The sequence below is a fragment of the Pseudomonas sp. PA-1-3F genome (genome assembly GCF_021609665.1).
GTDB lineage: Bacteria > Pseudomonadota > Gammaproteobacteria > Pseudomonadales > Pseudomonadaceae > Aquipseudomonas > Aquipseudomonas paracarnis.
On record NZ_WJZD01000005.1, the window covers coordinates 82,844 to 102,183 of the forward strand.

A 19,340-nucleotide genomic window follows, 5' to 3' on the forward strand; every position below is an offset into this window, starting at 1 on the left:
TTCATTGGCGGTGTGCTGCTTGAGGGCTAAGGTTGTGTCTAACGGCCTGCTAAACGACGCGTTAAATACAGCCAGGGAGGTAGAGTGATGATATATAAATCCGGTGTAAGGGTTATGGCACTAATAGCGACGTTGATTTCGCTGGCCCAGCCAGTAGTAGCCGCACCGGTTGCGGGTGAAGGTACACTTAACTTTGGCGGTAGGTTGGTGGCGCAAACCTGTACGATCGCTGTCAATAACTCAACATCTGTTGCGCCTTTAGTTCAATTGCCCAGAGTGAGCCGTAAAGGAATGTCGGTGGAAGGGGAAACCAAGGGAGGCACAAGGTTCACGTTTAAGTTCTCGGGGTGCTCGTCCAGTTTGGTGACTAAGGCCCGTGTGTACTTCCAGGGTGGATCGAACGTAAGCGAGAACGGTACGCTGGAAAACAAACTGACTTCCCACGCAGCTACCGGGGTCGCACTCCAGTTATACGACGCGTCGATGAACCCCATCAGGGTAGGAGACCCCTCTCAACTAAATCAGACCGCCATGCCCTTGGCTGGCTTGATGGAGTATTTCGTTCGGTATATCGCTGATAGTGATGCGATAGGTTCTGGTCCATTTCAAACCAGTGTGACGTATTCAATCAGTTACGAGTAAGTGGGGTGTGATCTGATGAGTGTCGCATGCTGATCAAGGTAGAAATCATGCACCTTTGCGCTGCGGGAGGGGCGAGTCCGAAAGCTTGTGAAAAACATGTTTTATGGCTTTTGAGTTGTTTGATGTTGTTGCATGTGTTTGGCTGATTGTGTTGCGCAATAGGAAGTGCGTATGGCTCGCTTTTGTTGCGCCACACCCGACTTAAAGTTTAACCAGGGAAGTTATTAAAATGAAACGTCAAGTAATCGCTGTCTCGTTATTGATGATCGCCTCGTCTATCCAGGTTGCGAATGCAGCCTCTGACGGTACTATTAATTTTAGCGGGGGTATCAGTTCTACCACCTGCACCATCACAGTGAATGGTGCTGCTGCGGGTACAACAACCGTTACATTGCCGACGATAAGTTCGACAGGAATGGAGACCGTAAATGCTACCAAAGGCGCTACGGCACTGAATTTTGCCCTGACGAATTGCTCGTCTACAACGGGAGCAACAGCAGGGAGTGCCGCAATCGCCTTCCAGGGCGGGGACGGCATTGCAGGCGGTAATGTGCTTAATACATACACACCATTTGCTTCTGCTGCGAAAGGTATTGCTCTGCAAATTAAAAATTCCAATAACGAGGCAGTGGTTATAGGTAATGCACCAATCTCCTCTGACTACAGCCCTCTTGCTAGCAGCGGCATGACTAAGTCATATACTGTTCAATATCTAACGACCAGTATCCCGGTGCAAGCGGGTAGTTTTGCGGGTGCTGTCACCTACTCGATCAGCTATCTATAAGCTGTAACCGCTCGAACTCCCAATGCTGTCTTTGTAATTAAGACAGCACTGGGAACTTGATCAGCCAAGCAAGGGATTCTATGGCTTACCTTATATCGATACGCTTCGCAATGGCCGCGGTGTTGATGTCAATGGTGTGTTCTCAGGTGAGTGCCAGCGTGGTCATTACCGGCACACGCTTGATCTACCCGGCACAAGAAGCAGAAATCACCGTGACCCTGGACAATAACGGAGCGCTCCCGGTACTGGTGCAGACTTGGGTCGACAGCGGAGACCCTAACTCTAGCCCCACCCATTCAACGGCGCCTTTTTTGTTAACCCCCCCCGTCTTTCGCATGGACCCAAACCAAGGCCAAACTGTACGGTTAATGTTTACCGGTGCCAGCCTGCCCGAAGATAAAGAGTCGGTTTATTATTTCAACCTGCTCGAAGTGCCCACCGCGCCCGCGGCGACTGACAGGCCGGTTAATTTGTTACAGATGGCTTTTCGCTCGCGAATCAAGATTTTCTATCGTCCTGAAACGTTGAGCGGCAACGCATCCGACGCTATTGATCAGGTTCAATGGCGCATCGTCCACCAGGCCGGTGGTCTGGCACTGGAAGGGCATAACCCCACGGCGTTTTATGTAACCGTAGCCAAAGTGGGTGTGGTGGATGGCAAACAGCGGTTTATGGCCGGCAGTGAAATGCTCGCGCCGGGGTCCAGGCACTCCTTTGCTTTGCCCACGCTAAAAAACCTGCCGGGGCCTCAGGCTCAAGTGGAACTCAGCGCTATCAATGACTATGGCGCGGATGTGTTGATCAAGCGGCCGCTAACGCCTTAGTCGCGGTAGTGGCGATCGCTGCGAACAGTGCATACGAGTAATCCATGAACATTTTTTTTGACTCCTGGGCTGAAGAGGCTCGGTTTTTCTGTGCCTCGCGTTTATCCAAACCTGTTGTTGGTTGGCTGTTAGCGCTGGGCATGTCGTGTGGGCAAAAGGTTGTGGCGGAGGAGGTGCTTTTTAACCGTGCTTTCCTGCCTGAAGGCTCAGAGAGCCTGGACCTGGCGCCTTTTCAGAAGGGCAATGCGATGTTGCCGGGTCAATACAGGGCAGACGTGTTTGTTAATGAGCAGCCCATCGGGCGTAAAAATGTCTTGTTCTCTGCAACGAGCGGGAGCGTGCTGCCCTGCTTCACCCCGCAATTGCTGGATGAATTGGGAGTCAGCCCGAAAGCCTACCTGACGCCTTTAGGAGATCCGACCTGTCTGGTCTTACCTGAAACAGTGAAGGGCGCCAGTGCGACGTTCAACCTGCAAGACCTGATGCTGCGCGTGAGTGTTCCCCAAGTCGCATTGCGCCGTGATGCCCACGGGTATGTCAGCCCTGAGTTATGGAGCCGCGGCACCACCGCAGCAATTTTCGGCTACTCCGCTAACGCAACCCGCAATCTCAAAGGGAATGGCCAAGATTCAGCCTACTTGAGCTTTGACGCCGGAATAAACCTGAGCCATTGGCGTGCTCGCCATAATGGTTCAGTGAGTTGGCAACCGACAGATGGGGCCGCTTACCAGGCGCTGAACACCTACCTGCAACGTGATCTGGCGGGTCTTAAAAGCCAACTCACGCTTGGGGAGACCCATACCACGGGCGAGTTATTTGACGGTTTGCTCTACCGAGGCGTGCAACTGGCCTCGGATGATCGGATGCTGCCGCAATCGCTACGCGGCTATGCGCCGGTGATTCGTGGTATCGCACGCACCAGCGCGCGCGTGATCATCCGTCAGGAGGGCAACATTTTGCGCGAAACGCTTATCGCGCCTGGAGCGTTTGTGATCGACGACCTCTACTCCAGTGGCTATGGCGGCGACCTGAGCGTGACCGTTATCGAGGCCGATGGAAGCCAGCAACGCTTCACCGTACCCTACGCTTCGGTCAGTCAACTGTTACGCCCCGGCGTATCGCGATATAACTTGACGGCGGGGCAGTTACGCAATCAGTACCTTGACGATCCGCCCAACTTTACCCAGGCCACCTTCCAGCATGGCTTGAGCAATATGTTCACTGGAGAAGGCGGCCTGCAGGCGAGCGACAAATACACCGCGTTGTTGACCGGCGTGGCCATGAATACCCAGTTGGGCGCACTGGCGCTTGACCTGACGCAGTCCAAGACCCGCTTCCTCAGTGGCACAGAACACGGCAATACCCTGCGCTTGTTGTACAGCAAGAGTGTGCTGGAGACCGGCAGTTACTTCACGGCAGCATCCTATTGGTATTCGGCCACTGGCGCTCACAATCTCAACGATGCGTCGCAGCGCTTACAGTTTGAGAAGAACGTGCTCTCGTCCATGGACCTGGCTTCGCGGATGAGCCGCCGTGTGACACTTAGCGCCAATCAGCAGATCGGAGAGTGGGGGCAGCTAGGGGTCAGCGCGTCATCCCAGTGGTACAGGAACACGGCGGGAAGTGACTTGCAGTATCAACTCAGCTACAGCACCCGACTGGGGCGTGTGGGGTTGAGTCTTAATGCCAACCGCAGCCGCCAGGCGCTCGGGGCAATGGACACCACCTACCTGCTCACCGCTAACCTGCCATTGGCATTTGGCTCAACGCGTAATTACGCTCAACTGTCGGCGCGCTTGGCACGCGATGCCCAAGGGCAACTCAGCGAAGATCTATACCTCAGCGGTAGCGCCGGCGAGGGCAATCAATACAGTTACGGCGTTGGGCTCCAGCGTGATGGTGCAAGTGGCACGTCGGGCACTTCGTGGAACGGCCAGTACCAAGGCGCCAAAACCTCCCTCGGCGGCTCGCTGAGTCAGGGCGATGACTATGCCACCTTGGGTGTCAGTGTAGGCGGCAGTCTGGTTGGGCATCCCAAGGGGCTTACGCTGAGTCCTTTTCGCAGCGACACCATTGCGTTAATCAGTGCCAAGGGCGCCCAAGGGGCTGAAGTAGTGGGCTTCCCGGGCATCAAGCTGGATGGTCAGGGCAATGCTGTGGTGCCTTACCTGCGCCCTTATGAACTCAACGAGGTGGGCATCGATCCTCGCGGCGCATCCTCGAGTGTGGATCTGAACGAATCAAGCCGCAAAGTGGTGCCCACTGCCGGGGCTGTTTTAGCGGTGGATTTTGCAACCAATTCGGGACGCGCGCTGTTGCTCACAGTGCATTTAGCCGACGGCAGCCCCGTACCTTTTGGTGCCACCGTGAGCCTTGCCGCCGGTCCGTCGTTAGGTTTGGTCGGGCAGGGGGGGCAGCTTTACGCGCGGGTACCAGAAGGGGTGGACCAAGTAAGGGTCAGTTGGGGGCGAGAGGCCACTCAGCAGTGCCTGATGCTGCTGCCGGCGCCCGACGTTGGCGGGTCTGGCTTGCAAAGTCGAAACAGCCTATGCACAGCGGTTCAACCCTAATCCGGTTTGGCCTGAGGAGATGAAATATGGTTGGCAACGTCGGGGCTCAATCGCTTTTGGTGTGGAGCCTCCTATGGATAGCCGGTAACGCGCTGGCGGACTGCGAACGTGTCGAGGCGGGCGGGGCAATTGATTCGACAATGCCGCTGCGCATCAGTCAGATTACCGTCGGCCGCGATATCCCCGTCGGCACCGAGGTTTACCGTCAAGTCTTCACTCCAGGTGGTGTCACATCTATCCGATGTACACCCGGAACCCGGGATATTAGCCTCAAGCGCAACCTGGAGATGGTCTCTGGGCCTATCCCCGGTTATCAATCCGGTGCGAACGGCAATACCTATCCCACCAACCTTGCAGGCATCGGATTGCGTTTTTTGGACGCCGATAACCGCGCCTTTCCATTCACTGCAAAATTACCTGACTGCCCAGGGCCGCAAGCCTGCATGTTTCGTGAGCCGAACCTGGACAAATTCATCCTTTCGTTTGTCAAGGTCAGCGCCCATGTCGAAGCGGGGCCTGTCTCAAGCGCGTCGTTGCCAATTGTAAGCATTAGCTACGACATTCGAGGGCGGGAGTTGCCGGTGCGCAAGGTGCGACTGTCGGGCCAACTGAGGGTGGTGGCGCAAACCTGCCAGGCGCCGAGCATTCAGGTCAATCTGGGCCAACACGCTGTAGGCACTCTCGAGAAAACCGGCTACACGCCCTGGCAGGACTTTTCTATCGTGCTCAATCAGTGCCCAGGGTTTTACGGGTACTACTCCGCCGGGGCCAACCTACTTGAGCCAGGTGTAATATTCAAAACCAATAAAATTGCATTCCGTATCGACCCCACCCAGCGGGCGGTATCCACTGAAGAGGGAGTCTTGAGCCTCACAGCGCAGGGCCCAGGGGGTGTGAGGGCGGCGCAAGGTATCGGCGTACAGCTTGCACTGGAAAATGCCCAGCCGATCAGGCTTTCGACGTTGCTTGACAGTGGCATTCCACTCCAGCCCAAAGAGGGCGGCAGCTATTTCATTGCGCTCAAGGCGCGTTACCTCAGGCTGCCGGACTCAGCGATTCACAGTGGTCCGGCGAATGCGACGGCGATTTTTACAATCAACTATCAATAAACGAAACAGCACTTAGAGGCCCGTTTAAACCTGTCTATACTCCCGCTGATACGTCGACTATCGAATGCTCCTGGGCAAGCGTAGTTCATGGACGTGATTGAAAGACAGACGCGGGGTATTGACAGTAATGCAACCCATTGAAAGTGCCGATGGCAGTGGTCTTCCGTCGGTGGTGCCCACAAAGGTCATACTCAGGCTTCATGAGGTTTCGCGGTATGCAGAGTTTTCCCCCAGCCAACACCTGTTGAGGGTAAGTGAGGGGGGCGTTATCACTGGACACGAGTTGAGTTATAGCTCAAGCCGACTGCTTGAACTGCTGATCAGCCGCGCCGACCTGATCGTCGGGCGCGAGGAAATGTTTGCCTACGGTTGGCCGAGCAGGGTGGTGGGGCAGAACAGCCTGAACCAGGCGATCTCCAATATTCGTGATCTGCTGGGCGATGATGTGCAGCGAACGATCATCCAGACGGTCCCCCGGCGTGGGTATCGATTTAACTCGGCATACCTGAGCGAGAACCGTGAAGAGTTTAACGTCAGTGATGACACTGCCCCAGCGCCTCCGGTAGCAGCAGATGCTGCTGAGGGTATCACTCAGCCGCAAGCGTTTTTTGCATTGGGCCGTCTAACACGCTCTACCAATCTGCTACTCGCAGTGCTGACGATTGCACTGGCAGCAACGTTAGTCTGGCGTATCGACTGGGCGCTTTGGTTGCAGCACGGCTTGTTCAGTGCAAGTGAAACATTGGGCGAGTTAGACGTTCAGTATGTCTCGGAAAGCCCAGAAGAGCTGACGCAGTTGCAGGCCGATACCAAACCTTTGCGTGATCGCCTGAGGGGGGTTGTCAAACAACCGGAAACAATCATTTTCAATAAAATGCATGGTTTTTATGAGATTGTCTGTATTGATCAGGGGCGATCGGTGCAGTTTGTGACAGTACATAAAACCAAATTGTCCCAGTTGACAGATGAACAACTGAACAGGTGCGTCAATTGAAATCATTAAATATTCGATGGATGATCACTTGGTCTGGGTTAGTCGTGATATTAGTGATTTTGCATATTGTTTATTCGGCTCAGTCGAGTAGGCAGATATTGCAGGGGACGTTTTTTGCTTCTGGAGTACTGATCATGAGCAGCGGCGTTGTGTATGAAAGCAGCCAGCGCTTACAGTCCCATGGCTATAAATTGCACGACTTCGAAGCGATTAATAAAAATAGCCAGGATTTCTCTCTGACCCAAGTGAGTAGTCTATTCGGTAATGCTCGGTTTGTGACGAATCAAGAGCGGGATGGCGAATGGATTAAAGATAAAATCAACATAGACCGGGATATTGCCTTTAATTACGCTTACTATTCGAACGAATTTTCCAGATTGAGCCTGTATAAAATAAAGGCGCGTATAGGCAGTCAGTGTTTTTATGTGAAAGAGTTGGAGACGGTACGTTGCTTTGGTGCCGAACGCTAACCTTTTTAGATTGAAACGTACTTTCCGGGTGCTAATCGATAGCTGTCGGAACCTGTTTGAGTTATGTCCTCATTGTTCGATGTTGCTGAGAACCTAGGCATTACAGTGCTGGGATGGGCGGCCTTGGCACGCCGCCGCGGCCTCTACGCGGCGTCTATAGTAAGCTTGAGAGGTGAATAACTATGAATTCACCACTCATCACCCCGCCTCTACGCCAATCTGGCTTATCCTTAGCGTCCAAATCGGGCAGTCAATAAATCATTATCGTAGCCATGAAGCGACCGGGTCACTTCATTCACCTGCTTGTGAGCGTTATTCAGATTTAGCCCCGCAGTTCTAGAAACGACTTTACCTAACAGGTTGATACGTGAAAGCAATCAAGCGCGTTCTTAAGCGTGGGCGTTCTGTTGAGCGCTCATGGGCAAACTCTATGTCTTCAATGTGGCCTCAGGCAGTAGTCGCGCAAGTCGTGCTTTGGTTGATCGTCGCGTTACTGATGGTCTGGGCGTCGCTATACTCGGTGGAACATTTGGCGCAAATCTATGTTTTTGAGCGCCTGAGCAGTATTGTCGATTTGAGTAATGGTAACTTCTCTGGTTTTGAGCCCGGCATGTTGAGTGAGTTGAAAACCTTGGGTAACTATGAGGCCACAGGTGAGGAGTGGCCTTCGCTATTGGCTAAAACATATGCCTTTATAGAGTATTGTATTTTATTGTTTGTGTCGGTCACTGGGGCATGTACCATTATTGGCCTTTATAAGGTTTTCACCTCGGTCTATACGTATTATTTTTCGATGCAAGCAAGGTTTTGCAGAGGCTTGGTTAACGGTGAGTTGAGCGTGCACTATCAGCCGATAGTGAATATGAACACTGGGCTTTGGGTAGGCGCTGAGGCATTACTACGCTGGACCCATAAAGGACAGGTGATAAGTCCTGCGGTATTTATACCGTTGATCGAACGTTCCGGCATCATGCCGTTGACAACCCGTTGGATTTGTCAGCGCGTTATTGAAGATTACTCGTGCCTGCTGTGGGCATGTGATGAGTTTTATATCAATATAAACTTGTCCTCTCAAGATGTATCCGACCCCACGTTTCCTGCGTTTATTCAACAATTATTGAGTCAATATCGCCTCCCGGCGTCACGCATTGTATTTGAGGTCACTGAAGGTGTCGTACTTGATAAACGCGAAGCCATCATGCATTTGAACCAATTGCGCGACCAAGGTCATAAGATTGCCCTGGATGACTTCGGTACAGGCTATTCCAATTTGTCTTATCTGGATTTCCTGCCTCTGGATATTCTTAAGATTGACCGTTGCTTTGTGAGCAAAAAAGATCAAGGCCGCGCCAATACGATTTTGGTCCATTTGCTGAATATGGCCAGGCACCTGAAACTCAACGTAATCGTCGAAGGGGTCGAAACACCCGAGCAAGTGGAGCGTCTGCTTGCCTTAGGGGCAGTCACCGCCCAAGGTTGGTTTTATTCAAAGGACTTGACTGCAGAAGACTTGGTGCATGGGTATTTCTCGTTAGTTCATCCGGATATGAACCGAGTGATCTAAAGACATAGGTACTCACCGTTATCATTGCAAGGAAATGAGCATGCAGTCATCGATTGACCCGACGTCGAGCGATAAGGGTATTCAAGCGGAAGCTAAAAAAGTATTAATCCTGTGTGCTTCTGAAGGGCGGCAAGTTATATTTTGGCCCTCGCACAATACGTTGGTTATTCATGAACATAATAACCAGCGCAAAGTTGAGCTGGGGTACAGTTCCAGTCGCATCCTGGAAATTCTGATTGACCGGGCAGACACCATTGTCAGTCGCGATGAAATCTTTGCCTTTGGCTGGCCTGACCGTATCGTTGGGCAGAACAGCCTGAACCAGGCTATTTCAACCATTCGCGAGCTGCTGGCCGATGATGAGCATCGTGAGATCATCCAGACCATTCCGCGAAGGGGTTACCAGTTCAACTCCGAGTTCTTGGTTGCGCCTGGGCAAGTTAGCGACATGAGCGCTCCGGTTCCTTTAACATTGGGCGTCGTACCAAGCCCGCAAGTGCCGCAGGGTAGGCTCTCATGGCTGAGAAGCCGGCTAAGCACTGAGAGTATTTTGATGGGCGCGACGCTGATATTGGCGATGAGTTTTCTTTGGCGGATTGATTGGAACCTTTGGCTGCAGCCGGACTTTGTCAAAGAAACAGACACGCAAGGTTTGCTGACCGTGTGGTACACCGGTGCAACTACGCCGGAAGTCGAGAGGCTAAAAGTCAGCATGGCACCGGTGCTACGGCGCATGGAAAGTTTGTTGGAAGTGCCTGGCACAGTGATTTTAAATACGATGCACAGCTTTTACGAAATCCTTTGCATCAGTGGCAGTACGGTGGAGTTTGTTTCAGTGCATAATTCGAAGTTAGCCCTCTTGACCGACGAACAGTTAGACAGGTGCCTGAAGTGAGCAAGCGCAGCATTGGACTGCTGGTGGGCATCGTGGTACTCGTGGCCTTGCATTTGATGTATTCATCAGCATCGCATAAAGATTTACTTAAAGGCGCTTGTTTCACCACCGGCTCGATGATCATGAGCAGTGGTGAAGTCTTAAATGTGCTGATCAGGCTTCAGTCGCATGGAAATCAAATTCATGATTTTGAGAAAATCAACTATGATAGCCAGAAGTTTTCGTTTGAGCTGGTTAATAACTTCTTCGGTAGTGCACGATTTATGACTAACCCAACAGGCGGTAATGAGCTGCTTAGAAGCATGTCAATGCGGGATCGAGATGTCGCCTTTAATTACGCTTATTTATCCAGTTATGCGTCACAATTGACCTTTTATAAGTTAGACCTGAACCCTGACACGCCATGTTTCTATATCAAAGAGCTGGAGCGCGTATTGTGTCTGGGGAGTGAGCGCAGTCGCGATATTTCATCACGCTGAGCTCACCCACACTGGCAAAATCCCCGCAGGTGTTACTGCTCGCCGTGTTCGAGCAGGTTCAGATAATGGTCAATCAACTCAACGCTTTGTATCGGTGAGTTATGCCCTGCGATAATCGTTTCAACGGGTAATTCACCGCTGCTGATCAGCACTTGCAATTTCTTCAGGGTTTTCGGGTACTCACTGCGATTGGCGAACGTCATGTTACCCAACTTTTCCTTGAGGATGCAGTTTCCATACAAGACACGTTCTTCTGGAAAGTACACAAAAATCCCATCTTCCGTGTGAGACGCGCCTAAATACAGCGCTCGAACATGACCGCTTTGCAAGGCGAAGTCGCCCGGGTAAACCTGATCCGGAAGGCTTTGTTCCAGGACCGGATAATGTTTCATCCCTTGCCGGGTAAAGTCGACAATACTGCGCCACTGGCTTTTTTCCAGGTCATAGGTCATCTGTGTGGAGACAATACTGGCGCCGAGCTCCTTCCAGTAGGCGTTACCTCCCGCCCGGTCGGTGTGGTAGTTGGTGTTGATTACCTCCTTGATGGGCAGGGGGCTGATTTTTCTGATTTCCTGCTCCAGCTTTTCAGCGGTGGCGGGAGTCCAGGTTGCGCCGATAACCGTAATGTGTTGCGCGCCAATGTAGACCATTGAGTTCTCCTGCACATACTCCTTGTCTTCAACGATGTAGAGCGGGCCTTTGAAGTGGGTAAGGGTCAAGTCACTCTGGTTAGCGAAGACCTGGGAGGTGATGCAGGCCAGGCTGATGGCTGACAGGATATTAATAAGCTTCATAAGTTTCTCAGAGAAGAGTTATACAACACGGAAGCATGCCTCACATGTTCTGATCAGCAGTGAGGGCGCGACTAGACTCAGGCATGTTCCACCCCTTGCAAAGTGAATAACCGTGAATTAAGAATTAATGCGGGGCCAGCACGTGGCTGGCTCGACTGCGAATTCCGGGCGTCAGTGCAGGCGTGCTATTAATCTGAGCTGCTTGAGGGTTCTGGCTGCACAAGGGGGGTGATAAGTTGTTAATTTCTTTGGTTGATTAGTATTTTAGTTAAGTAGCAGCCGCCGCGTGTGTAGGATTGTCTGATAAAAAGTTTCCTATAGTTTATCTGACTGAAACGCTGGGGTACTGATGTTCAAAGTCATTGTTATTGATGGGCAACCGCTTGTGCGAGCGGCTATTAAATCCATTCTAAGTCAGGATGACTTCGCCTGGGTAGCAGAGGCTAGTAATGGTACCGATGGCCTTGCCTTGGTACGTGAGCATAAACCTGATTTAGTGATTTTGGATATCCAGCTCTCCGGAATCGCGGGGTTGGAGGTGATGCAGAAGATTTACAGCTTCGATAAGAGTATTGAAATCCTGGTGCTGACATCCTGTGCGGCGCGCCATTATTACAATCGTTGCCGTGCGGCGCGCGCGTCGGCGTTTTTGTCGAAAACATGCACGGTTGAAGAGTTGCAAAGGACCGTCAACCTGTTAATGAAAGGCGGGGCTTATGTGCCTCATGGCATTGATCGACTGCCTGCGGTTAGTGACAGTTTCGCCAATGAGGCGCTACTTATCAATACGCTTTCCAACCGCGAGTTAATGACATTTGAGCTGCTTGTGCGGGGGATGAGTAATAAGGAGATAGCCAACCATTTGCAGCTAAGTAACAAGACAATCAGCACCTACAAGGCACGGCTACTGGAAAAGCTCAATGTCTTTTCTCTCGTTCATTTGTTCGAAGTTGCCAAGCGTAATGGCTTCGCGGACTAGGTTGCTTTACGAAATGTCGACACTGATATCAACCCCGTCCTGTTTTTTCGCAACTTATGATTAGTGACATACTGAGCGTTAATTTAGCGTTGACCTTGCCCAGGCGCGAGTTGAATTCAAGAGTAATACAGGTTCGACGTAACCGTTCATGCTCATCCTACCTTTCCCTGCACACGCGCCACTTACTAGAGGCTTCAGAGAAAATGTCGATTTTGGATCAGATATCCCATCGTTCGATTCAGTGGACTGATTGGCGTTGGCAGCAGAAAAGTGCCGTGCGCGATGAGCCCTCGCTTCGCAAGGCTTGCGGCGGTTGGAGTGAAGAGGTGACCGCTCATATTGAACGCAATTTGCAAGATCGCAAGATGCAAATTACGCCGTACTATATTGATTTGATTATGCGTTCGCTCGATAGCGGTCAGGTGACGGACCATCCGCTGTGGCGACAGGTTGTGCCTTACTGGAATGAAAACGTGCCGGGTGACTATGACGGCACGTCGGAGAACTGGGAGTTGCATCATGAGATGAAAACCCCCATCTGCCAGCACAAGTACGATAACCGCGTTATCTTGCGGATGACCAACACCTGCAACGCGTACTGTCAGTTCTGCTTCGAAGCCCTGCGTACCTTGCAGGTCGATACCGAAAAGGCCAATGCCAACACCAACTCGTTCCTGGACTCGGTGGAGTACGTACGCAACAACCCGGCCATTGAAGAGGTCATCCTCAGCGGTGGTGACCCGCTGATGCTGGCTGACCGCCGATTGGAAGAGAACCTGGCAGCGTTACGCTCGATCAGTGACGACCTGTTGATCCGAATTCATTCACGTGCCTTGAGCTTCAACCCCTTTCGCGTTACCGATGCGTTGATCGCGATGCTGGAGAAGTACAAGGTCAATGCCTTCGGCGTGCATGTGTGTCACCCGCTGGAGCTCAGCGACGATTTTGCCGCGGCGGTTAAACGTATCCAGAGTGTGGTGCCGATTGTCTTCTCCAATATGCCATTGTTGCGGGGTGTCAATGATGATGAAGCCACGTTGCATAAGCTGTTCATCGATCTTTATCGCTTGGGTGTAAAACCGTATTACCTGTACCACTTCATGCCGTTTTCCCCGGGCGCATCCGAGTATAAGGCCTCTATCAGCCACGCCATCGCCATCATGGGACGTCTCAAACGACGGGTCTCCAACATCGCAATGCCCGAATATGTGCTGCCGCACGCACAAGGCAAGTTCACCGTCCCGCTGCTGGATTTTGAGAAACCTGAAGATCTGCCGCACTTCGAAATCCGCGACGGGCAGCGCTATTACTGCTTTCGTAACTGGGAAAATCAATGGTGCAGTTGGCATGACGCCTGAACGGACTTACGGATTGAGACAGTACCCATGATGAACCAAGACGCTATTCTTTTTATTGATATCGATGACAGTGCTTCTACTCGTTACCGCTACCGTGAACCACACTTTGCCGTCGCCCGTGAGCAAGGGCTGAAATGTTTGACGGCCGGATTATTGGGACGTCGTCATTTGCAACGGCTGTGTGATGACAGTGATCAAGTGTTCTTGCTGGAAACGCTCAGTGAAACGGCCATTCTTGAGTTAATCGGTGAACTGGATGGGCGATACAACGTGCGCGCGATCTTCTGCCAGGCAGGTCACCCGTCTGCTCAAGGTGAGGTGGGTTGCATAGTCGCGCGCGTCTGCAAGCAGCTCGGTCTGGTGTACAGCCGCCCGGAAGCGATAGCAGCGTGCAATAACAAGTTCCTGATGCGCGGTGTGTTGAAACAGCATGGGCTGCGTTCGGTGCCGTCCGCGCTGTGCAACGACGAACAGGAACTCCAGCAAGGTGCTGCGCACGTGGGCTATCCACTGATCGCCAAACCTCCCTTTGGCGGTGCCTCGGCGTTTATCAAGAAGTGTTCCAACTGGGCGGAGCTATGCAGCCACTACGCGCATTTTGTAAGTGATCATGGCGCCGCGGCTTATGCGGACTTCTACGGCTGCGCGCACGCCTTGCCGTCTGAGGATGGGCTTGGGCGTGACTATGTGCCAGGGCGTAGCATCTTGCTGGAAGGCTATATTCCCGGCATTGAAGGCAGTGTGGAATGTGTGATTGCGGGCGAACGGGTCTACCCGCTGCTGATCAATGAAAAATTACTGCTGACCGAGCGCAGCGGCACGGTCCTCGAGAACCTGCTGATTTCTCCACCGACGTCGTTCAACCAGGCTCAGTGCGCACAGATCCGTCAGTATGCCGTTGACTGCTTGAACGCTACAGGGTTGACCAACGCCGTGGTGCATTTCGAGTTCCGGATGACTGAGGCGGGGCCTGTGGCCATTGAGATCAACCCGCGCCTGGGCGGCCTCTATGTCAACGCGGCATTCCGTGACATTGCGGCAATCAACCCTTACCACGTGTATCTCTCGCTACTGCTGGGCGAGCAGGGGATAGATGTGCAGCTGGGTGCCGCAGTGCAAAAGGTCGCCGACGCCCCGCAACGTTACGCGATGTTGGCGATCTATCCGGATCACAGTGGTCACTTTAAAGGTATTGAAGGTACGGGCTATCTGGCTGAAAACGAGCAGGTACTCGAATATGCCCAGCAAGAGGCCGGCGTTTGTATCGATGCAGATATCGAGGAACACTACTTGCTCAAATGCTGGGCCAAGGTTGACGATGCCGCAGACGCCCATGCCTTGCATGATGCGATAAAACAACACTTACGTGTAATCATCGATATGCCGGACGCAGGATAGCGCTATGGACATCTCACAGATTTCAGCGCACCTGCGCGAGCATCAGTACTGCCATCGCCGAGACTTTCGCGAGTTGATCGATGCTCAGCCCGGCGACGAGCAAAGCTTTCGCGCGTACTGGAACAATCTGGTGCGCGACGAGGCGTTCAGGGCGTACACCCATCGCGAGCGGCGCATTTTGCGCTATCGCTTGTCGCCGTCCCGCCAGTTACAGATCGACAGGGATGCCGCGTTCAAATCGACGGTCACCTATGCCGTTAATTACCGCCAGGGCGTGAACCACCTAAGCTATTGCGAGGAGGGCTTTATCGAGCATCCACTCATGCGGAAGTTGTTGGCCACCGACCTTGCGGTGATTGCACCGCATCTTGGCGATCAGGCCTGCACGATTGATATTCATCAGTTCCGGGTACGGGCGGATGGGCAGTCGAGGAGCCCGACGACCTCAGGGATTCATCAGGACGGTTTGGATTGGGTGTTCATGCACTTTATAGGCGAGCGCAATACAGTGCCGGTGGTATCGCAGGTGTTTGCTGACGAGACGGAGCAACGCTGCATGCTCGACGTGGCAATGGAGCAGTTTCTCGAAACCATCGTGATCAATGATCGTGCTTACTACCACCGCGCCGGTGACGTGAGAGCGCTGGTAGACACCGGGCCCGCCTGGCGCGATGTACTTCTGGTCAGTCTACGTAGGGTCGAAGAGGCGCAGCCGACATGAGCGATGATCGACAGTTGTACCTATCGATCCGCAACGCACGCCTGATCATCTTTGCCCGCGGTGTTTCGGATTTCGGTGCATTCCTCAACCTGGTAGCGCTCTCCACCTATGTGTACTGGCTTAGTCAAAGCGTGGTGTTTGTCAGCATTTTCCTGGCGTGCCGGGTCACCGGCGGAATTGTCGCCAGCCTGTTTGGCATCCCGTTTTTTCGCCGCTTCGCCGGCCGTGGCACCTTGGCTGGGCTGGACTTGGCGAGGGCGTTGTTACTGATGCCGTTGTTGGTGCTGATACCGGCCCATCAACTTAACCTGTTGCCTTTTATCGCCTTTGGTATCGGACTGTGCAATTCGCTGTTCGCCATCGGCCTCAATAGCCAATTGCCCACCTGGGTCGCGCCAGAGCAACGGGTGAATACCAATGCCTGGATCACCTCGGCGGCGGCCACCGGTGCGGTTTTCGGCAGTTTGCTCTCCGGCTTGCTGATCGCCACGGGAGGATTTGAAGCGGTGTTTGCCGCCAACATCGGTACCTATGTGATCGCCGCTTGCCTGGTTTTGCCTTTGCGCGCGCTGTACCGCTCGACCGTTGCCGCCCATCGCGGGCTCGCCGCCGAATGGCGGGAGTTGACCAAGGGGCTACGTGGCGCGCCGGTGCTGGCCGCCATGTTGCTGATCAGCATGCTCGACACCCTCGGCAGCGCGGCGCATAACGTCGGCTGGCCGGTACTGTCCCAGCTGATTTCGCCTGACACCGCGAAAACGGTCATGGGCTATCTGCTGGCGGTCTGGGCTTGTGGCAAGTTCGTTGGGGCACGACTGGCCAGCGTCGTATTGAGAGGCCGTAGCACCCACAGCATGGAGCGTTTATTCATGCTCGGCGTAGCGCTGATGTCCAGCGGTTTTGTCCTTACCTTTCAGCAAACCGAGCTATGGCTGGCACTGCTGCTGGTAGTGTGGGCGGGGTTAGGGGATGGGCTATCCGAGGTGGCGCTGATCTCTCGTGCGCAAAGCGAGCCTGATAGTCTGCGTTTGCCGTTATTCAGCTTATTGACGCTGATTCAGATGGCGGGCTTCGGCGTGGGGATGCTGGTGGCTGGGCCGTTCTATTTGGCCTGGACGCCGGCCCAGGTGATAATTTTATTCCATGGTTTGCCTTTAACTGCGCTGGTCATTATGGCGCTATGGATGAGAAGGCGAGCTTAGTTGCGTGAGCCGGCTCGGTGCGTGTGTTAGATGCTACCGACAGGCTAGGCAATAACGCTAACTACTTGATTTGCAAAGACACGGCAGGCTGAATTGAGCACAATCACAGCTATTCACTTGCCGTTGTGTCGGCTGTTTATGATGATTGGATAAGGAAACGTAAACGTTATTGCTTTCTTTGCGCAGCTGACTATTAAGACCTGTAGCCATACGGACGGTGGCTACTCAGGTGAGCGGCAAGCAGGCAGCTGTACAGGGTCTGGATGATGGAATCTAAACGGTTAAAGGAGCTGATCACGGGAGATCCTGAAATCGCCAAGTGCATGCTGAATCCTCAAGATGAATGTTTCGACTGCGCGGTTAACGTGGCGCGTATATTACGCGCGAACAATGTACGACACCGCATAGTAGGCATGTTGATCTGGGAAACTTTATCCCGAGCGACCGATACGCACTTTGTCGTGGCTGTCTATGATCTGGATGATTCACGTAAGCGCGATAATCCGGATGAGCCATTCATTGTCGATCCTACCTCCGCGCAGTTTTTGGAGTGCGGCCCTCTGTTTGAGTACTTTCATGACTGGCGGTGTCAGTTGATAGAAGGCACGGCGCTGGGGCAAAAGTTGATCAAGCTGAAAGAATACGACAACCCTTGTCAGGCCCAGCGCGATTTAAGGTTTTTTTACGATTTTCCGAGTGAGTTTGATGGCGGCTGTTTGACCACTCCCATTTGGTATATTGAATATCGCAATGACACAACGCTAGGGGAGTCTCTTGATGACTCGAGTGGAGCGAAGGCCGTGGTCTCGAATATTTCACTGTTTGGTATGTCTGCCATTATTCGCATACTATCGACGCGTCGAAAGACTATGGGTTAATCCCATTCAATATTGGCACAAGTTGATATTGTACTGAACGCTGCTTCAAGCAACTTTAAGCTTTGTAATAAGTAAACACTGAGATCGCTCTGCGCTTATGAATTATGTAGATGAATATGTTAGCGCGCTCAGTAATCGCTCCTGTGGTCGCGACCTTGAGTATACGGCCGAATTCGTCGAGCTGGAGCAAGCTTCACGCACAGCCGAAACTGTTGAATACGGCGAGCATGTGTATGTCACCCAGGCTATAGATTGGCCGCACGTTGAGGCCCTATGTCGAGGTTTGTATGAGCAGACACTGGACCTGCGGGTGATGGTGATTCTGGCGCGTGCGTTGCTTGACCGCTGTGGCTTGAATGGTTATCTGGGCGGTTTGCGCCTGGTGGCCTGGCTGGTGCGGCAACGCTGGGAAAGCGTGCACCCGCAATTAGTCGCCGAGGATCAGTTCGATCCATTGATTCGGATTAATACCCTGGCAGAGCTGGTGGTACCGTCCACCGTGATTGGCGTGCTCAAGCGTCAGGTATTGGCACGCACCGAGGACGGCCAAACCCTCTGCCTTGGGGACCTGGATACTATTAGTAGCACTGAGGGCGCGCAGCATAACGAGCAGTTGGCACTGTTGACCCAGTTGATAGAACCCAACTGCTCGACTGAATTAATGCGCAGTCTTGGGCTGATAAATGCTTTGCGTACTGTGCTTGATGAAATGACGGCGGATCTGGACGAAAAAACCGCTGTGCAGGGGATTTCACCTTTTCTTGGCTTAAGCAAATCGTTGCAAAAGTGGGGGCGGGTGGTCGAAGACCGTTTACGTTTAGTAGTGACGAAACGGCCATCGGTACAACCCTCAGAACGTGCATCTTCGGTCTCAAGGGCCCAAAACCACGAACGCACTGGCTCCACTTGTGAGTCTCGGGAGGACGTGGTTCGCGCCTTGGATGCGATCTGCTCGTACTACCAACGGCATGAACCTTCAAGCCCGGTTCCCTTTTTGATCGCCAGGGTTCGCCGAGTTACCACCATGAGTTTCATCGATATTATCGAGGAACTGGCACCTAACTCTGTTACCGACTTGCGCCGCTTGGGCGGCCGCGTCGCGGATTAATTAAACTTTACCAGGTCGAGTCGTATGTCGAGTAATAACAGCGGTCAAAAATTCATTGGCCGCAACCGTGCGCCACGCGTGCAAATTGAGTATGAAGTTGAACTGTACGGCGCAGAAAAAACCGTCGCCATTCCGTTTGTTAACGGTGTGTTTGCTGATTTGTCAGGGGCGAACCGCAGTCTGTTGCCAATTTTCTCTGAACGTAAGTTTCTGGATATTGATATTGATAACTTTGATGACCGCATGGGTGCGATCAACCCTCAAGTAAAAATGACGGTGCCGAATAAACTCAGCGGTGACGGCCACCTGGCGATTTCCCTGAGCATGAGCACGATGGAAGATTTTTCCCCAGGTGCGGTCGCACGCAATGTCGAGCCGTTGCGCGAGTTGCTTGAAGCGCGCAATCAACTGGCAAACTTGTTGACGTATATGGATGGTAAAAGCGGTGCTGAGCAATTGCTGGCTCAATTGCTGGAAGACCCGGTGTTAATGGCCTCGTTACTGGCACAGAGCAATCCGCCTGCCGATGCGGCAGTGGATGTTTGACGCATGTTTTCCATTCTTATTTGAA

The 19,340-nt window shown here is 52.8% G+C and carries 19 protein-coding genes; 18 read left to right on the forward strand and 1 reads right to left on the reverse strand.

Features of this window, described 5'->3' with window-relative positions; all coding sequences use genetic code 11:
- Positions 1 to 114: 114 nt before the first annotated feature.
- From GIV26_RS27315 to GIV26_RS04975, 10 genes are all read left to right on the forward strand, one after another.
- On the forward strand, positions 115 to 642 hold the full coding sequence (locus GIV26_RS27315) for a fimbrial protein (RefSeq protein ID WP_442962897.1): 528 nt from the start codon (positions 115 to 117) through the stop codon (positions 640 to 642).
- 229 nt (positions 643 to 871) lie between these two features.
- Positions 872 to 1,426, forward strand: coding sequence for a fimbrial protein (locus tag GIV26_RS04935; RefSeq protein ID WP_223023551.1), 555 nt, complete (start codon positions 872 to 874; stop codon positions 1,424 to 1,426).
- 80 nt (positions 1,427 to 1,506) lie between these two features.
- Entirely contained in the window at positions 1,507 to 2,250 is a 744-nt protein-coding gene (locus GIV26_RS04940) for a fimbrial biogenesis chaperone (RefSeq protein WP_236279596.1), read from the forward strand.
- Positions 2,251 to 2,294: 44 nt separating this feature from the next.
- A complete protein-coding gene (locus GIV26_RS04945; RefSeq protein ID WP_236279597.1) occupies positions 2,295 to 4,820 on the forward strand; it encodes a fimbria/pilus outer membrane usher protein in 2,526 nt (841 codons plus the stop codon).
- Between the two features lie 26 nt (positions 4,821 to 4,846).
- Entirely contained in the window at positions 4,847 to 5,929 is a 1,083-nt protein-coding gene (locus GIV26_RS04950) for a fimbrial protein (protein ID WP_236279598.1), read from the forward strand.
- Between the two features lie 127 nt (positions 5,930 to 6,056).
- The gene (locus tag GIV26_RS04955; protein WP_236279599.1) at positions 6,057 to 6,923 is read left to right on the forward strand and encodes a winged helix-turn-helix domain-containing protein; all 867 of its coding nucleotides are present in this window, start codon (positions 6,057 to 6,059) and stop codon (positions 6,921 to 6,923) included.
- A 134-nt stretch (positions 6,924 to 7,057) separates the two neighbouring features.
- The gene (locus tag GIV26_RS04960; RefSeq protein ID WP_236279600.1) at positions 7,058 to 7,393 is read left to right on the forward strand and encodes a hypothetical protein; all 336 of its coding nucleotides are present in this window, start codon (positions 7,058 to 7,060) and stop codon (positions 7,391 to 7,393) included.
- Between the two features lie 367 nt (positions 7,394 to 7,760).
- Positions 7,761 to 8,957 (forward strand): EAL domain-containing protein, encoded by a 1,197-nt coding sequence (locus GIV26_RS27215; protein ID WP_236279601.1) that lies wholly within the window; start codon positions 7,761 to 7,763, stop codon positions 8,955 to 8,957.
- A 40-nt stretch (positions 8,958 to 8,997) separates the two neighbouring features.
- The gene (locus GIV26_RS04970) at positions 8,998 to 9,852 is read left to right on the forward strand and encodes a winged helix-turn-helix domain-containing protein (RefSeq protein ID WP_236279602.1); all 855 of its coding nucleotides are present in this window, start codon (positions 8,998 to 9,000) and stop codon (positions 9,850 to 9,852) included.
- Positions 9,849 to 10,331, forward strand: coding sequence for a hypothetical protein (locus GIV26_RS04975; protein WP_236279603.1), 483 nt, complete (start codon positions 9,849 to 9,851; stop codon positions 10,329 to 10,331). The genes GIV26_RS04970 and GIV26_RS04975 overlap by 4 nt, the downstream gene beginning before the upstream one ends.
- Before the next feature lie 32 nt (positions 10,332 to 10,363).
- Here the strand turns inward: GIV26_RS04975 and blaPFM are convergent, their stop codons facing one another.
- On the reverse strand, positions 10,364 to 11,125 hold the full coding sequence (gene blaPFM, locus GIV26_RS04980; RefSeq protein ID WP_236279604.1) for a PFM family subclass B2 metallo-beta-lactamase: 762 nt from the start codon (positions 11,123 to 11,125) through the stop codon (positions 10,364 to 10,366).
- 349 nt (positions 11,126 to 11,474) lie between these two features.
- Between blaPFM and GIV26_RS04985 the strand changes: the two genes are divergently transcribed.
- From GIV26_RS04985 to tssB, 8 genes are all read left to right on the forward strand, one after another.
- Positions 11,475 to 12,104, forward strand: coding sequence for a response regulator transcription factor (locus tag GIV26_RS04985; RefSeq protein WP_047710944.1), 630 nt, complete (start codon positions 11,475 to 11,477; stop codon positions 12,102 to 12,104).
- A 203-nt stretch (positions 12,105 to 12,307) separates the two neighbouring features.
- Complete coding sequence (locus GIV26_RS04990; protein ID WP_236265649.1) at positions 12,308 to 13,462, forward strand: KamA family radical SAM protein; 1,155 nt, start codon at positions 12,308 to 12,310, stop codon at positions 13,460 to 13,462.
- A gap of 27 nt (positions 13,463 to 13,489) precedes the next feature.
- Positions 13,490 to 14,860, forward strand: a complete 1,371-nt coding sequence (locus tag GIV26_RS04995) for an ATP-grasp domain-containing protein (protein WP_236279605.1) — start codon at positions 13,490 to 13,492, stop codon at positions 14,858 to 14,860.
- Between the two features lie 4 nt (positions 14,861 to 14,864).
- Complete coding sequence (locus GIV26_RS05000) at positions 14,865 to 15,581, forward strand: 2OG-Fe dioxygenase family protein (protein WP_236279606.1); 717 nt, start codon at positions 14,865 to 14,867, stop codon at positions 15,579 to 15,581.
- The gene (locus GIV26_RS05005) at positions 15,578 to 16,783 is read left to right on the forward strand and encodes an MFS transporter (RefSeq protein ID WP_236279607.1); all 1,206 of its coding nucleotides are present in this window, start codon (positions 15,578 to 15,580) and stop codon (positions 16,781 to 16,783) included. Before GIV26_RS05000 ends, GIV26_RS05005 begins: the two co-directional genes overlap by 4 nt.
- Before the next feature lie 266 nt (positions 16,784 to 17,049).
- Complete coding sequence (locus GIV26_RS05010) at positions 17,050 to 17,661, forward strand: hypothetical protein (RefSeq protein WP_236279608.1); 612 nt, start codon at positions 17,050 to 17,052, stop codon at positions 17,659 to 17,661.
- Between the two features lie 97 nt (positions 17,662 to 17,758).
- Positions 17,759 to 18,769 (forward strand): type VI secretion system protein TssA, encoded by a 1,011-nt coding sequence (gene tssA / locus GIV26_RS05015; RefSeq protein WP_236279609.1) that lies wholly within the window; start codon positions 17,759 to 17,761, stop codon positions 18,767 to 18,769.
- Between the two features lie 24 nt (positions 18,770 to 18,793).
- Entirely contained in the window at positions 18,794 to 19,315 is a 522-nt protein-coding gene (gene tssB, locus GIV26_RS05020) for a type VI secretion system contractile sheath small subunit (RefSeq protein ID WP_148854298.1), read from the forward strand.
- Positions 19,316 to 19,340 lie beyond the last annotated feature (25 nt).

Excerpts from the sequence above, each read along its gene's own strand:
- GIV26_RS27315 (WP_442962897.1), top strand. The coding sequence starts at position 115 with ATGGCACTAATAGCGACGTTGATTTCGCTGGCCCAGCCAGTAGTAGCC.
- GIV26_RS04935 (WP_223023551.1), top strand. The coding sequence starts at position 872 with ATGAAACGTCAAGTAATCGCTGTCTCGTTATTGATGATCGCCTCGTCT.
- GIV26_RS04940 (WP_236279596.1), top strand. The coding sequence starts at position 1,507 with ATGGCTTACCTTATATCGATACGCTTCGCAATGGCCGCGGTGTTGATG.
- GIV26_RS04945 (WP_236279597.1), top strand. The coding sequence starts at position 2,295 with ATGAACATTTTTTTTGACTCCTGGGCTGAAGAGGCTCGGTTTTTCTGT.
- GIV26_RS04950 (WP_236279598.1), top strand. The coding sequence starts at position 4,847 with ATGGTTGGCAACGTCGGGGCTCAATCGCTTTTGGTGTGGAGCCTCCTA.
- GIV26_RS04955 (WP_236279599.1), top strand. The coding sequence starts at position 6,057 with ATGCAACCCATTGAAAGTGCCGATGGCAGTGGTCTTCCGTCGGTGGTG.
- GIV26_RS04960 (WP_236279600.1), top strand. The coding sequence starts at position 7,058 with ATGAGCAGCGGCGTTGTGTATGAAAGCAGCCAGCGCTTACAGTCCCAT.
- GIV26_RS04970 (WP_236279602.1), top strand. The coding sequence starts at position 8,998 with ATGCAGTCATCGATTGACCCGACGTCGAGCGATAAGGGTATTCAAGCG.
- blaPFM (WP_236279604.1), bottom strand. The coding sequence starts at position 11,125 with ATGAAGCTTATTAATATCCTGTCAGCCATCAGCCTGGCCTGCATCACC.
- GIV26_RS04985 (WP_047710944.1), top strand. The coding sequence starts at position 11,475 with ATGTTCAAAGTCATTGTTATTGATGGGCAACCGCTTGTGCGAGCGGCT.
- GIV26_RS04990 (WP_236265649.1), top strand. The coding sequence starts at position 12,308 with ATGTCGATTTTGGATCAGATATCCCATCGTTCGATTCAGTGGACTGAT.
- GIV26_RS04995 (WP_236279605.1), top strand. The coding sequence starts at position 13,490 with ATGATGAACCAAGACGCTATTCTTTTTATTGATATCGATGACAGTGCT.
- GIV26_RS05000 (WP_236279606.1), top strand. The coding sequence starts at position 14,865 with ATGGACATCTCACAGATTTCAGCGCACCTGCGCGAGCATCAGTACTGC.
- GIV26_RS05005 (WP_236279607.1), top strand. The coding sequence starts at position 15,578 with ATGAGCGATGATCGACAGTTGTACCTATCGATCCGCAACGCACGCCTG.
- GIV26_RS05010 (WP_236279608.1), top strand. The coding sequence starts at position 17,050 with ATGGAATCTAAACGGTTAAAGGAGCTGATCACGGGAGATCCTGAAATC.
- tssA (WP_236279609.1), top strand. The coding sequence starts at position 17,759 with ATGAATTATGTAGATGAATATGTTAGCGCGCTCAGTAATCGCTCCTGT.
- tssB (WP_148854298.1), top strand. The coding sequence starts at position 18,794 with ATGTCGAGTAATAACAGCGGTCAAAAATTCATTGGCCGCAACCGTGCG.